Source organism: Citrobacter sp. Cpo100 (genome assembly GCF_030332595.1).
In the GTDB taxonomy this organism is placed as follows: Bacteria; Pseudomonadota; Gammaproteobacteria; order Enterobacterales; family Enterobacteriaceae; genus Citrobacter; species Citrobacter portucalensis.
Genome location: NZ_JAOWHM010000033.1, coordinates 181,476 through 195,474, shown reverse-complemented (window position 1 = coordinate 195,474; position 13,999 = coordinate 181,476). Strand labels below are relative to the sequence as shown.

Annotated in this window: 15 protein-coding genes; 6 read left to right on the top strand and 9 right to left on the bottom strand. The window is 53.7% G+C overall.

What is annotated here, in order from left to right:
• The first annotated feature begins 121 nt into the window (after positions 1 to 121).
• Positions 122 to 2,065, top strand: coding sequence for a 2',3'-cyclic-nucleotide 2'-phosphodiesterase (gene cpdB / locus OGX96_RS11255; RefSeq protein ID WP_198802564.1), 1,944 nt, complete (start codon positions 122 to 124; stop codon positions 2,063 to 2,065).
• Positions 2,066 to 2,112: 47 nt separating this feature from the next.
• Here the strand turns inward: cpdB and OGX96_RS11250 are convergent, their stop codons facing one another.
• The gene (locus OGX96_RS11250; protein ID WP_286583094.1) at positions 2,113 to 2,493 is read right to left on the bottom strand and encodes a winged helix-turn-helix transcriptional regulator; all 381 of its coding nucleotides are present in this window, start codon (positions 2,491 to 2,493) and stop codon (positions 2,113 to 2,115) included.
• A gap of 90 nt (positions 2,494 to 2,583) precedes the next feature.
• Here OGX96_RS11250 and OGX96_RS11245 point away from each other — a divergent pair, with 90 nt between their 5' ends.
• From OGX96_RS11245 to OGX96_RS11235, 3 genes are all read left to right on the top strand, one after another.
• Complete coding sequence (locus OGX96_RS11245; protein WP_128612168.1) at positions 2,584 to 3,432, top strand: SDR family oxidoreductase; 849 nt, start codon at positions 2,584 to 2,586, stop codon at positions 3,430 to 3,432.
• Positions 3,433 to 3,513: 81 nt separating this feature from the next.
• A complete protein-coding gene (locus OGX96_RS11240) occupies positions 3,514 to 4,338 on the top strand; it encodes an AraC family transcriptional regulator (RefSeq protein ID WP_020996259.1) in 825 nt (274 codons plus the stop codon).
• A 76-nt stretch (positions 4,339 to 4,414) separates the two neighbouring features.
• Positions 4,415 to 5,380, top strand: a complete 966-nt coding sequence (locus tag OGX96_RS11235; protein WP_020996260.1) for a DMT family transporter — start codon at positions 4,415 to 4,417, stop codon at positions 5,378 to 5,380.
• Positions 5,381 to 5,448: 68 nt separating this feature from the next.
• Here the strand turns inward: OGX96_RS11235 and OGX96_RS11230 are convergent, their stop codons facing one another.
• Positions 5,449 to 7,020 (bottom strand): methyl-accepting chemotaxis protein, encoded by a 1,572-nt coding sequence (locus tag OGX96_RS11230; RefSeq protein WP_198802562.1) that lies wholly within the window; start codon positions 7,018 to 7,020, stop codon positions 5,449 to 5,451.
• 243 nt (positions 7,021 to 7,263) lie between these two features.
• On the opposite strand from OGX96_RS11230, the gene ytfE reads away from it, so the two are divergent.
• The gene (gene ytfE, locus OGX96_RS11225; RefSeq protein ID WP_003025690.1) at positions 7,264 to 7,926 is read left to right on the top strand and encodes an iron-sulfur cluster repair protein YtfE; all 663 of its coding nucleotides are present in this window, start codon (positions 7,264 to 7,266) and stop codon (positions 7,924 to 7,926) included.
• Positions 7,927 to 8,073: 147 nt separating this feature from the next.
• Here the strand turns inward: ytfE and cycA are convergent, their stop codons facing one another.
• Positions 8,074 to 9,483: a D-serine/D-alanine/glycine transporter gene (gene cycA, locus OGX96_RS11220; protein ID WP_008786019.1), complete on the bottom strand. Its 1,410-nt coding sequence runs from the start codon at positions 9,481 to 9,483 to the stop codon at positions 8,074 to 8,076.
• 308 nt (positions 9,484 to 9,791) lie between these two features.
• Positions 9,792 to 10,412, bottom strand: coding sequence for a BamJ family beta-barrel-assembly machinery protein (gene bamJ / locus OGX96_RS11215; protein WP_032934269.1), 621 nt, complete (start codon positions 10,410 to 10,412; stop codon positions 9,792 to 9,794).
• Between the two features lie 219 nt (positions 10,413 to 10,631).
• Between bamJ and OGX96_RS11210 the strand changes: the two genes are divergently transcribed.
• The gene (locus OGX96_RS11210; protein ID WP_286583034.1) at positions 10,632 to 11,282 is read left to right on the top strand and encodes a LysM-like peptidoglycan-binding domain-containing protein; all 651 of its coding nucleotides are present in this window, start codon (positions 10,632 to 10,634) and stop codon (positions 11,280 to 11,282) included.
• A 64-nt stretch (positions 11,283 to 11,346) separates the two neighbouring features.
• Here the strand turns inward: OGX96_RS11210 and OGX96_RS11205 are convergent, their stop codons facing one another.
• From OGX96_RS11205 to rpsF, 5 genes are all read right to left on the bottom strand, one after another.
• Entirely contained in the window at positions 11,347 to 12,270 is a 924-nt protein-coding gene (locus OGX96_RS11205; protein WP_286583033.1) for a DMT family transporter, read from the bottom strand.
• A 142-nt stretch (positions 12,271 to 12,412) separates the two neighbouring features.
• Complete coding sequence (gene rplI / locus OGX96_RS11200; protein ID WP_003025676.1) at positions 12,413 to 12,862, bottom strand: 50S ribosomal protein L9; 450 nt, start codon at positions 12,860 to 12,862, stop codon at positions 12,413 to 12,415.
• Positions 12,863 to 12,903: 41 nt separating this feature from the next.
• On the bottom strand, positions 12,904 to 13,131 hold the full coding sequence (gene rpsR / locus OGX96_RS11195; RefSeq protein WP_000135199.1) for a 30S ribosomal protein S18: 228 nt from the start codon (positions 13,129 to 13,131) through the stop codon (positions 12,904 to 12,906).
• A 4-nt stretch (positions 13,132 to 13,135) separates the two neighbouring features.
• Entirely contained in the window at positions 13,136 to 13,450 is a 315-nt protein-coding gene (gene priB / locus OGX96_RS11190) for a primosomal replication protein N (RefSeq protein ID WP_003025674.1), read from the bottom strand.
• A gap of 6 nt (positions 13,451 to 13,456) precedes the next feature.
• Positions 13,457 to 13,852, bottom strand: a complete 396-nt coding sequence (gene rpsF, locus OGX96_RS11185; RefSeq protein ID WP_003025672.1) for a 30S ribosomal protein S6 — start codon at positions 13,850 to 13,852, stop codon at positions 13,457 to 13,459.
• Between the last annotated feature and the right edge of the window lie 147 nt (positions 13,853 to 13,999).

Genomic DNA, 13,999 nt, shown 5'->3' with positions numbered 1-13,999 from the left:
CCAACTGTGATAGCGTCTGCGGTTTTAAACGCTATATTCATGTCATGATTCACAGTTCTGTAAGCAAGAAGATTTATATACATTTTCTTTTGTGGCTTAGATCTTAAAAGGATGCCCCCTGATGATTAAGTTTAGTGCAACGCTTCTGGCAACGCTGATTGCAGCCAGCGTCAATGCCGCGACCGTCGATCTGCGTATAATGGAAACCACTGATTTGCATAGCAATATGATGGATTTCGATTATTACAAAGATACACCGACTGAAAAATTCGGTCTGGTACGTACGGCAAGTCTGATCAACGCTGCGCGTGGTGAAGTCAAAAACAGCGTGCTGGTTGATAATGGCGATCTGATTCAGGGCAGCCCGCTCGGGGATTACATGGCGGCCAAGGGGCTGAAAGCGGGCGAAACACACCCGGTATATAAGGCGCTGAATACCCTGGATTACGCGGTGGGTAACCTCGGCAACCATGAATTCAACTACGGTCTGGAGTATCTGCACAACGCGCTAGCCGGAGCGAAGTTCCCTTACGTTAACGCCAATATCATCGACGTGAAGACCAAAAAGCCGCTGTTTACGCCTTACTTGATCAAAGACACTGAAGTGGTCGACAAGGAAGGGAACAAGCAGACGCTGAAGATTGGCTATATCGGCTTTGTTCCACCGCAGATTATGACCTGGGATAAAGCCAACCTCAGCGGCAAAGTCACGGTGAACGACATTACGGAAACTGCACGCAAATACGTTCCGGAAATGAGAGAAAAAGGCGCCGATGTTGTGGTGGTGGTTGCTCACTCCGGGCTTTCTGCCGACCCATATCAAACGATGGCGGAAAACTCCGTTTATTACCTCAGCGAAGTACCGGGCGTGGATGCCATTATGTTTGGTCACGCTCACGCCGTCTTCCCGGGTAAAGACTTTGCCAATATTAAAGGCTCAGATATCACAAAAGGTACGCTGAATGGGGTTCCTGCGGTGATGCCGGGTATGTGGGGCGATCACCTGGGCGTGGTGGATTTAGTGTTGAATAACGACAGCGGTAAATGGCAGGTCACTCAGGCGAAAGCCGAGGCGCGCCCGATCTATGACGCCGCAGCCAAAAAATCACTGGCAGCAGAAGACAAAAAAATCGTTGAGATCCTGAAAGCCGATCACGACGCCACGCGTGAGTTTGTCAGCAAACCGATCGGTAAATCCGCCGACAACATGTACAGCTATCTGGCGCTGGTACAGGATGACCCGACCGTACAGGTGGTGAACAACGCGCAGAAAGCCTATGTGGAACACTTTATTCAGGGCGATCCGGATCTGGCAAAACTGCCGGTACTTTCCGCCGCCGCGCCGTTTAAGGTCGGTGGACGCAAGAACGATCCGGCAAGCTTCGTAGAAGTCGAAAAAGGTCAGTTAACCTTCCGTAACGCCGCTGATTTGTATCTCTATCCCAACACTCTGGTGGTGGTGAAAGCCAGCGGTAAAGAGGTGAAAGAGTGGCTGGAATGTTCCGCCGGGCAGTTCAATCAGATTGATATCCACAGCAGCAAACCACAGTCGTTGATTAACTGGGATGGCTTCCGTACCTATAATTTCGACGTGATTGACGGCGTGAATTATCAGATTGATGTTTCACAACCTGCTCGCTACGACGGTGAATGTCAGACCATTAACCCGAAAGCGGAACGTATTAAAAATCTGACCTTTAACGGCAAACCAATCGATCCGAATGCCACCTTCCTCGTCGCGACCAACAACTACCGCGCCTACGGCGGTAAGTTTGCCGGAACCGGCGACAGCCACATCGCGTTTGCTTCTCCGGATGAAAACCGCTCGGTGCTGGCGGCCTGGATTGGTGCTGAGACGAAGCGTGCCGGTGAAATTCACCCGGCGGCAGATAACAACTGGCGTCTGGCGCCAATTCATAGCGATACACCACTGGATATTCGCTTTGAAACATCACCGTCTGATAAAGCCGCGGCATTTATTAAAGAGAAAGGCCAGTATCCGCTGAAGAAAGTCGCGACCGATGACATCGGTTTCGCTATTTATCAGCTGGATTTAAGTAAGTAATTTTCGTGCCGGATGCGGCGCAATAGCGTCTTATCCGGCCTACAAAACTACGCAGCCCGTTCGTCCCGCTGCGCTAAAACCTGCGGCAAATTCAGTTCTATCCAGTCCGCCAGCGCGGCGACTTTATCGCTCACCTGCTCACCCAACGGCGTCAGGCTATACTCCACGTGCGGCGGCACCACCGGATACGACACCCGATTGATAAACCCGTCATGCTCTAACACTTGCAAGGATTGCGCCAGCATCTTTTCACTGACCCCGCCCATCTTACGGCGCAAATCGCTGAAACGGTGCGTACCGTCGCGCAGCGCCACCAGAATCAACACGCCCCAGCGGCTGGTGACGTGTTTTAACACCTCACGGGAGGGACACTGTTCGGCAAACAAGTTGCCATCGCGTAACTGCTGAGAGAGCGTCGAAGCTGTCATTTTCATACTAACCTTTTTGTGCGTACTTACTAAAAGTAAGTTTAGGTGTTAGCGTGATTAAACACAAGACCAATACCAAGGAGTCACTCCATGATCGCAATTACCGGCGCCACCGGCCTACTGGGCCAACACGTTATTGAATCTCTGCTGAAAACCGTTCCTGCCAGCCAGATTGTGGCAATTGTGCGTAATCCCGCTAAAGCGACGGCGCTTAGCCAGCAGGGCATTACCGTTCGTCAGGCGGATTACAGCGATGAAGCCGCCTTGACGGCTGCCTTACAGGGTATCGACAAGCTACTGCTGATCTCCTCCAGCGAAGTGGGACAACGTGCCCCGCAGCATCGTAACGTGATTAACGCAGCGAAAGCCGCGCACGTGAAATTCATCGCCTACACCAGCCTGCTGCACGCCGACACCTCCCCGCTGGGGCTGGCTGATGAGCATGTGGCAACCGAGAAGATGCTGGCTGAATCCGGTATCGCCTACGCGCTGCTGCGTAACGGCTGGTACACCGAAAACTATCTCGCCAGCGCACCGGCTGCACTGGAACATGGCGTGTTTATCGGGGCTGCAGGTGAAGGCAAAATTGCCTCAGCGACCCGCGCCGACTATGCCGCTGCCGCCGCACGCGTCATCAGTGAAGACGGTCATTCCGGTAAAACCTATGAGCTGGCGGGCGACGCAGGCTGGACCCTGAGCCAGTTGGCTGCCGAGCTGGCAAAACAGAGTGGTAAAAAAGTGGTGTATCAGAACCTGAGCGAAGCTGATTTTGCCGCCGCGCTAAAAGGTGTAGGCCTGCCTGCCGGGCTGGCGGACATGCTGGCTGACTCAGACACTGGCGCCTCCAAAGGTGGTCTGTTCGACGACAGCCATACGCTGAGCAAACTGATTGGTCGCCCGACCACCTCGTTGTCTGACAGCGTCAAAGGCATCGTGTAAGTGTTAAAAATTAGTTAATTGTGGTGGCATCCCCGCGCATCCTCTCTGATAATGACAGGATGATGCGTGGGGAGAGAAAACGTGCAAGGTGTACCTGAGCAGTTTATTGATGAGAAAGACAGCGCCCGCTTTCGCCATCTGGCGCAGGTGCCGGGCGTTGAGCTGTATCATGCACACATCTCGCGTTACGCTTTCGAGCCGCACACCCATGAAGCGTTTGGCATTGGCGCGATAGAAGCCGGAGCCGAACGTTTTCGCTATCGCGGCACGCAGTATGTTGCCCCCGCCCATTCCGTCGTCACCATGAATCCCGATGAGCTGCATACCGGCGAGGCCGAAACCGCCGACGGCTGGCGCTATCGGATGATTTATCTTGAACCCGATCTTCTGGAAGAGGTCACCGGGATCCGCCACTGGTGGTTTCATGACGTAACGCGTCACGATCCGCTGCGCTCGCGCCAGATCTGCTCGCTGATCCATGGCCTGTGGAACACTGAAGATCCGCTGGCGCAAAAAGGCCTTCTACTCGATCTGATCGACACGTTCCAGCCGCTGGCCCGCCATGCGCCAGTATTAACGGAGGGGGCGCATCGCTTTGAACGGGTACGTGAGTATCTGCACGATAATTATATGCATCCGGTCACGCTCGACGAGCTGGCGCGGGTTGCATCGCTGAGTCCCTGGCATTTTCAGCGCCAGTTTAAGTCTCATTTCCACGTCACGCCGCACCAGATGCTGATGGCGATCCGGCTGTGGCGAGCCAAAGGTTTTCTCACTTACGGTATGCCCGCCGCAGAGGTCGCCGCCGCAACCGGCCTCACCGACCAGTCGCATCTCACCCGCGCATTTACCCATCGCTACGGCATTACGCCGGTGCGTTATCAGAAACAAGTCGTCCGGCGTTGATCAGCAATCTCATACAATACGGCAGCATTTTTCCTGCCTACACTCGACGTATTGTTAAACGATGTGGATGTCCAAAATGATTAGCGGTGTGTTGTATGCCCTGTTGGCCGGGCTGATGTGGGGATTAATTTTTGTTGGACCGCTGATCGTACCGGAATACCCGGCGGTATTGCAGTCGATGGGGCGTTATCTGGCGCTGGGGCTGATCGCATTGCCGATTGCCTGGCTGGGACGTGCGCGCCTGCGTCAACTCGTGCGGAAAGACTGGGTAACTGCGCTGACGCTAACAATGATGGGGAATCTGATTTATTACGTTTGCCTGGCAAGCGCCATCCAGCGCACCGGCGCACCGGTCTCCACGATGATTATTGGTACATTGCCGGTGGTGATCCCGGTCTTCGCTAACCTGCTCTACAGCCAGCGTGACGGCAAATTATCATGGTGGCGTCTGTCGCCTGCGCTGGTATTGATTGGTATAGGACTGCTGTGCGTGAATATCTCGGAGCTGAATCAGGGGTTACCAGACTTTAGTGGCTGGCGTTATGGTTCCGGCATCGCGCTGGCGCTTGTCTCGGTGGTGTGTTGGGCATGGTACGCGCTGCGTAATGCCCGCTGGCTGCGCGAGAATCCGGATAAGCACCCGATGATGTGGGCGACGGCCCAGGCTTTGGTAACGTTGCCCGTTTCTCTGCTCGGTTACATTGCCGCCTGCCTGTGGCTTAACGGGCAAACGCCGGACTTCGCTCTACCCTTCGGTCCGCGTCCGGGCGTGTTTATCGGTCTGATGATAGCCATTGCGGTATTGTGTTCGTGGGTTGGCGCACTGTGCTGGAACGTCGCCAGCCAAAAATTACCGACGGTGATCCTCGGCCCGCTGATTGTCTTCGAAACGCTGGCCGGTTTGTTGTACACCTTTATTCTGCGTCAGGAATTTCCACCTCTGCTGACGGTTAGCGGTATTGCGCTGCTGATGGTTGGGGTGGTGATAGCCGTCAGAGCCAAGCCGCAGAAACCGAGCATCGTGGTGGTTTCACAATCATAATGTGCCGGATGGCACTGCTTATCCGGCCTACAAGGACTGTACGATCTCATGTAGGCCGGATAAGGCGTTTACGCCGCCATCCGGCGCGACACCTTAAACACCGCTACCGTCTGGTTCAACCGCGCAGCCTGCTCTTCAAGCGCAGCAGCGGCGGAAGCGGATTCTTCTACCAGCGAGGCGTTTTGCTGCGTGACACGATCCATTTCGGCAACCGCCTGGCCTACCTGATCGATACCCCGACTTTGTTCATCAGAAGCTGAGGCAATCTCCCCCATGATGTCGGTCACGCGGGTCACGGCGCTAACTATTTCCGCCATCGTTTCACCCGCTTCATGCACCAGCGCCGTACCGGCATTGACCCGATTCCCTGAGTCATCAATCAGCGCTTTGATCTCCTTCGCCGCCTGAGCGCTACGCTGCGCCAGCGTCCGAACCTCGCCTGCGACCACGGCAAATCCGCGCCCCTGCTCGCCCGCACGCGCCGCTTCAACCGCCGCGTTCAGTGCCAGAATATTGGTCTGGAAGGCAATGCCGTCGATAACATTGGTAATTTGCGCGATTTTGCTGGAACTGGTGGCGATTTCATCCATCGTACGCACAACACCATCAACCACGGTTCCGCCTTTTTGCGCCGTCTGTGAAGCATTTTTTGCCAGACTGGTCGCCTGACGCGCGTTATCTGCGTTCTGTCTCACGGTTGCGGTAAGTTGTTCCATGCTGGCTGCGGTCTCTTCCAGAGAGGCGGCCTGCTGCTCGGTACGTGAAGAGAGATCGTTACTGCCTGCGGCGATTTCACCCGCACCGGTATAGATGGTATCGGCCCCGTCACGCACCACGCTGACCGTATTCGCCAGCGCCTGCTGCATGTCACGGACGTTACTTGCCAGCAGCGCCATTTCATTGCTGCCTTCGGCGTTGATGGGGTGCGTCAGGTCACCGGCGGCAATGTAGCGAATATGTCCCATCACCTCGTGGAGCGGCTTGAGCAGCACTCGCTGCATCGCCAGCCAACTGGCGATAATCACGGTGACGACAATCAGCATCACCGCGGACAGCAGCCAGATTATCTTCTGGTAATCACTCTCATTGTCCTGCACTCCGGCAGCGGCCAGCGCCGTTTGCGCGCTACGCCATTCCCGATAAACGTCCTGCATGGCCGTTTGCTTTTGCTCGGCATTCTGCTTGAACATCTCTTCCAGCTTTCCTTCAGCCAGCAGCGCGTTCATTTTTGCCAGCGTCGCAGAATAGATGCCGTACTGCTCTTCCAGTCGATCGGCCAGATGCTCATCCAGCCCCGGCGTTTCCGGCAGAGCGTAGTATTTATCGTAATGCTCTTTCGATTCGGCCAACAGGCGATTTGCCGTGTTCACCAGCTCCTTCAATTGACCGCCGTTAATCTCGCTGGCCATCGTTCCCTGTAAACGCAGCATGCCCCGGTTGAGCGTGACGCGAGCCTGATTCAGGCTAATCCACGCATCGGTAAACTCGGCCACGTTCTGGCTGGAAAGTTGAGACACGTTAAAGTTCTGCTTATCGTTATTGAGTGCGCCAATAAAGACGCCCGCGGAGATGAGCTGCATTGCGCCCAGCGCGAGTAACACGGTGATAAGTAAGGTTATCACTTTGATTCGTTTGAACATCTGTAGCCTTTTATTATGCAGGTATTGTCTGAGGTCTAACTATCGGCAGCGGCGTGCGCTTATTTAATCCTGTCGTGCGGCTTTTTTCGCCGTACTTCTCCTTTCCAATAAGATTCAGCATCTTAACGAGATAAGAAATTTTCGTGACACCCATCACAAAACACCCCCCCCGAAAGGGTTATATCCTTCGCCATAAGTTGCATTTAAAATACATCTTATATTATTGAGAATGAGGTAACGGCAATGTCTTATCGCGATCAACCTTTAGGTGAACTGGCGCTCTCTATTCCTCGCGCTTCGGCCCTGTTTCGTAAATACGATATGGATTACTGCTGCGGCGGTAAGCAAACTCTGGCACGCGCTGCCGCGCGTAAAGAGCTGGATTTAGACGTTATTGAGGCGCAGCTCGCGCAGCTGGCTGAACAGCCGCTGGAGAAAGACTGGCGTACCGTGGCTCTGGCTGAAATCATCGACCATATCATCGTGCGTTATCACGACAGACACCGCGAACAGTTGCCGGAGCTGATCCTGCAGGCCACTAAAGTTGAACGCGTTCACGCAGACAAACCGAACGTACCGCGCGGTCTGGCGAAAAACCTGACCATGCTGCATGAAGAGCTGTCCAGCCACATGATGAAAGAAGAACAGATCCTGTTCCCGATGATCAAACAGGGCATGGGTAGCCAGGCGATGGGGCCAATCAGCGTGATGGAAAGCGAGCATGACGATGCGGGTGAACTGGTGGAAGTGATCAAACACATCACCCATAACGTAACGCCGCCACCAGAGGCCTGCACCACCTGGAAAGCCATGTATAACGGCATTAACGAGATGATCGACGACCTGATGGAACACATCAGCCTGGAAAACAATGTGTTGTTCCCGCGTGCCCTAGCAGGTGAATAAAAAAGCCCGGTAGCGCTAGCGCTTACCGGGCCTACAACGACCTCGAACGTAGGCCTGATAAGGCGAAGCCGCATCAGGCAATCCCGCCAGCATAGTGCCGGATGCGGCGTAAACGCCTTATCCGGCCTACATCTCACGTCTTAGCGATTAACGCACGCCTGCCATACGTTTCTTACCGATAAACAACCAGCCCAGACCCAGCGCGATGAACCACAACGGCGTGACGATCAGCGCCTGACGGGTATCATCTTCCAGCGTCAGCAGTACCAGTACGAAGACGAAAAACGCCATACATACCCAGCACATCAGCTTGCCTAACGGCATCTTGTAGATTGATTTTTCATGCAGGTGAGGACGCTGCTTGCGGTACACCAGGTACGAGCAGAGAATGATGGTCCAGACGAACATGAACAGAATCGCCGATACAGTGGTGATCATGGTGAAGGCGCCAATCACGCTCGGGTTCACGTACAGCATCACCACGCCGCCCAGCAGACAGATACAGGAGAAGGTTAAACCCTTCGCCGGAACTGCGCGTTTAGACAGCTTGGCAAACGCTTTAGGCGCAACGCCTTCCTGCGCCAGACCGAACAGCATACGGCTGGTAGAGAACACGCCGCTGTTTGCAGAAGAGGCAGCTGAAGTCAGCACCACAAAGTTGATCAGGCTCGCCGCAGCAGGCAGACCAACCAACACAAACAGTTCAACGAATGGGCTCTTGGTTGGCACTACCGAGCTCCACGGCGTAACGGACATAATCACGATCAGCGCGAACACGTAGAACATGATGATACGGATTGGAATCGAGTTAATGGCGCGCGGCAGAGATTTCTCCGGATCCTTGGTTTCCGCTGCGGTCGTACCCACCAGCTCAATACCCACAAACGCAAACACGGCTATCTGGAAGCCGGCAAAGAAGCCACTCAGACCTTTCGGGAACCAGCCACCGTCATTCCACAAGTGCGTGAACGATGCCTGAACGCCGGTTGGCGACTGGAAGTGCGTCAGCACCATCACCAGACCGACGACAATCAGGCCGATGATGGCAACGATTTTGATCATCGCAAACCAGAACTCCATCTCACCGAACATTTTTACGGTGGCGAGGTTGAGGCTCAGCAGCAGCACAATCACCGCCAGCGAGGCGACCCAGTCTGACAGTTCGGGGAACCAGAATTGCGCATACGCGGTAATCGCGACCACGTCTGCCATCCCGGTAACAACCCAGCAGAACCAGTAGGTCCAGCCGGTAAAATACCCGGCCCATGGCCCGAGCAGGTCAGAGGCAAAATCACTAAACGATTTGTACTCCAGATTCGAGAGCAGCAATTCACCCATTGCGCGCATCACGAAAAACAGCATAAAACCGATGATCATATACACAAAGATGATCGACGGTCCGGCGAGACTGATGGTTTTACCGGAGCCCATAAACAGGCCAGTACCGATAGCGCCACCAATAGCAATAAGTTGAATATGACGGTTTGTGAGATTGCGCCGTAGCGACTGTTCAGACGACGCCTCTTCAGCGGTGTCGACTTTTACCTGATCTACCATGTTTTTTCTTCCTGTACCTGTCTGTGTTGTTCAGGCTCTACGGCCTTTAGTGTGTCTATGATACGACGATCCTGTTATCAGGACTCATCGATATTAGGTAAGAATTGGCGGGATGAATACTAAGATTTAGATATAATGTTAATTTAATGTTTAAAGTGAGTGTCATATCACTCTGATAGCGCGAATCAGCTCACAAAAATACACGCTGATGGGGCATTTGCAAGATAAAATATCGACAACGACGTAACTATAGCTTTTCACGCTATTTTTTTGTTCCCCCCGGCTTCGGGGGGAACAGAAGTCACTGCTTACAGGATCTCAAGCAGCTCAACTTCGAACACCAGCGTGCTGAACGGAGGAATGGACGCGCCAGCGCCACGCTCGCCGTAAGCCAGTTCCTGAGGAATAGTCAGTTCCCATTTGGAACCTACCGGCATCAGGGTCAGCGCTTCAATCCAGCCTGGGATTACGCCGTTAACCGGGAATTCAGCCGGTTCGCCACGTGCGACAGAGCTGTCAAACACGGTACCGTCGATCAGCTTACCGGTGTAGTGCACGCGAACGCGGTCAGTACGTGCCGGAATAGCACCTTCACCCTGGGTCAGAACACGGAACTGCAAACCAGATTCAGTGCTGTTCACACCGTCTTTCTCACGGTTTTCTTCCAGATATTTGACGCCATCAGCCGCCATAGCCTGGAAACGCTCGCGACGAACTGCATCAGCACGTTCGTGGATTTCACGCAGTGCGCGATGCACAACATCAACCGGCACTGCCGGGTGCTTACCTTCCAGCGCGTCAGCGATACCCGCTACCAGCGCTTCAGGCAACAGTCCTTCCAGTCCGGATTCGCTCAGCTGTTGTCCTACCTGCAAACCAATGCCGTAGCTTGCTTGCGCTTCGATAGTGTCAAAAGTCGGGTTAGCCATCATATTTCCTTTCATCGGATGTAAAGTAGCGGGCAGCATATCAGCCATGCCGCATCCGGTAAAACTTTGTCTCGGGAACAGATGACAAATCGCGAGGAAACATAAACAATAGGAATATCCCGCGTTGACGTCACGAAAGCGGGTAATATGACGAACATCATAGCGTTAGCCATCTATACTCTATGATCGAGGAACGAGACGCGGAGCAGGAGGAAAGCCATGCCCGGGCGCTTTGAATTAAAACCAACCCTGGCGAAAATCTGGCATGCACCGGACAATTTTCGCATTATGGACCCGCTACCGCCTATGCACCGCCGCGGCATTATTATTGCTGCTATTGTGTTGGTGATAGGTTTCCTGCTCCCTTCCAGTGACACCAGCGATACCCCTGTGGTGACGCGTACTGCCCAGTTGGATTTACAGTCACAGTCGCAGCCACCGACCGAGGCTCAGCTGCAGGCACAGCTTGTCCCGCCGCAAAATGATCCCGGCCAGGTCGCTCCGGTTGCGCCAGAGCCAATCCAGGAAGGCGAACCTGATGCCCAGCCTCAGGCCCAGCAATCTCAGCCGCAGACACAACCTTTCCAACAGGATAGCGGAATTGACCAGCAGTGGCGCTCCTACCGCGTAGACTCAGGTAAAACGCTGGCGCAGGTATTCCGTGACCATAACCTCCCGCCAACCGATGTGTATGCGATGGCACAGGTTGAAGGCGCCGGAAAACCACTGAGCAATCTGAAAGACGGTCAGATGATACAGATCAGGCAGAATGCCAATGGCGTGGTGACGGGATTAACCATTGATACCGGGAATGGTCAGCAGGTACTGTTTACCCGCCAGCCTAACGGCAGTTTTATCCGCGCCCGTTAAGCGCTGTGACCCCGCGATTCCAGGCCTGATAAGCGATAGCGCCATCAGGCATCAAGGTGAAACGTCAACGTTTCACCTTGTTCACCCACCAGATCCCCGAACAGACCAGCACCAGCGCCACCGCATATTTCCATTCGAGAATGTTTTCACCGAGGAATATTGCCGACAGCACTGCTCCCGAAACCGGGATCAGGAAGTTAAACGGCGCAATCATCCCCACGCGATTATGTTTGAGCAGAATACTCCACAAGGCGAAAGCGACCGAAGAGAGTAACGTCAGGTAGCCGAGAATCGCCACCGAAGACGCACCGTGTACGGTTAGCGTGCCGCCAAAAGCGTAGCCGCCGATAACCAACGCCAGACCGCCACCGCCCAACTGGTACCCTGTCATTACCGTCGGGTCCACCGTCTGAGAAATACGTTTTCCATATAGCGTGGCAGCAGAGAGAATAAAGGCCGCCATCACTACTGAGCCGTCTCCTAACAGGCTGAAGCTAAAATCCAGTCCGCTGCTAAAGTTCACTACCATCACCCCAGCAAAGCCGAGAATACAGCCCAGCGCTTTGTTGTAGCTCAGTTTGTCATTATGGTAGATAAAATGGGCCAGCAGCACGCTGAAGAAGGTCCCGGTCGCATTCATGATGGACCCTTTCACTCCCGTCGTGAACGCCAGGCCAATGTAAAAGAAGATGTATTGCAGCGAGGTTTGCGTTAGCCCCAACAGCGTGAGTTGGCCGTACTGACGCGGGCTTAACCGGCCAATCGGTTTACGCTGCGCTACCGCCAGCAGTAGCAGCAATAATCCCGCAAACAGAAAGCGATATCCGGCAAAGACAACCTTTGAGGGAATGTCATCCGTGGCAATCTGGAAGATCTCATATCCGCTTTTGATCGCCGGATAGGCGCTCCCCCACAGCAGGCAGCAGAACGCCGCGCTCAGGTAGACAACATTTTTACGCGCAAACAGAGGTTGGTGCGTTGGTTCCATTCCATCACCACTTTGAAATAATGTTTTATTTTTGTGATTATCCCGAAAAGGATAAAGAATAGCCAGAGAGAAAAGCGGGGGAACAGAAAAGCAAAACGCCGGCACAGGGCCGGCGCTTTTACGCGGTCATCAGAATAAAAACTTATTCTGCAACTACGTTTACAGTCAGCTTAGCAAACACTTCGCTGTGAACCTGGAAGCTCACTTCGTGCTCGCCAGTGGTACGCAGAACGCCGTTCGGTAGACGAACTTCGCTCTTAGCTACTTCAACGCCAGCTGCAGTTACAGCGTCAGCGATGTCGCGAGTACCGATGGAACCGAACAGTTTACCTTCGTCGCCAGCTTTAGACGCGATGGTTACGGTTTCCAGTGCGTTGATTTTCTCAGCACGAGCTTCAGCAGCGGACAGAACGTCAGCCAGTTTAGCTTCCAGCTCAGCGCGACGCGCTTCGAAAAATTCAACGTTTTTCTTGGTAGCAGGAACAGCTTTACCCTGTGGTACCAAGAAGTTACGAGCATAGCCCGCTTTAACGTTAACCTGATCACCCAGGCTACCCAGGTTTGCTACTTTATCAAGCAGAATAACTTGCATTACCTTATCCTCTCAAAGTCGTATTAATGGACCGTGACCGATTACTGATGACGATCAGTGTACGGCAGCAGGGACAGGTAGCGAGCGCGTTTGATAGCGCGAGCCAGCTGACGCTGGTATTTTGCACGGGTACCGGTGATACGGCTTGGGACAATCTTACCGCTTTCGGTGATGTAGTTTTTCAGCGTAGCGATATCTTTATAGTCGATCTCTTGAACGCCTTCCGCGGTGAAACGGCAGAACTTGCGACGACGGAAATAACGTGCCATATGGCTAGTCTCCAGAATCTATCAATTCAATCTGCTCGGCATGCAGAACCATTTTGCTCAGGCCGTTCTTTGCCTTGTGGCAAGAGATGAACCCCTGAACGGTCACTGCGCTACCGACCGTTATACTGTGAGTAATGGCCTGGTTTTCGTGTCCGCTAATAATAACGGGCATTTGGCACCACGCCTGCCGGTGAAATCCGGCTTCCTCCTGCACAGAACGATGCTCAAGCACGAACTGGCAATGAGGAATTCCTGATGGACTGACCTTTCGAAGGGGGGCCCTGCACACAGTGCCGGACAACGCCAGACGGTTGGTCATCAGAAATTACTCTTCAGAATCCCCAGCTTCAGCATCATCTGCGGTTTCGTTAGCGAAATCATCGCGACGTTCACGACGCTCGTCTTTCGCTTTAACCATCGGAGATGCTTCGGTAACAGCGTGTTTAGTACGCATAACCATGCTGCGGATAACGGCATCGTTGAAGCGGAAGGTAGTTTCCAGCTCATCGATCACTTCCTGCGGCGCTTCAACGTTCATCAGAACGTAGTGAGCTTTGTGCAGTTTGTTGATCGGGTAAGCCAACTGACGGCGGCCCCAGTCTTCCAGACGGTGGATCGTGCCTTCTGCACCAGTGATGGCAGCAGTGTAGCGTTCGATCATACCCGGAACCTGTTCGCTCTGGTCAGGATGGACCATAAAAACGATTTCGTAATGACGCATCGAATTGCTCCTTACGGATTATTCAGCCTCCTGTCTGGGTCAGCCGAGGCCCATGGAGGCAAGGAACGTGTTAAAGGTCGGCTGAAAAATGACGCGTCATAATACTGGGGTCAGCAGGTAAACTCAAGGTGCTTGTACGATTATTTA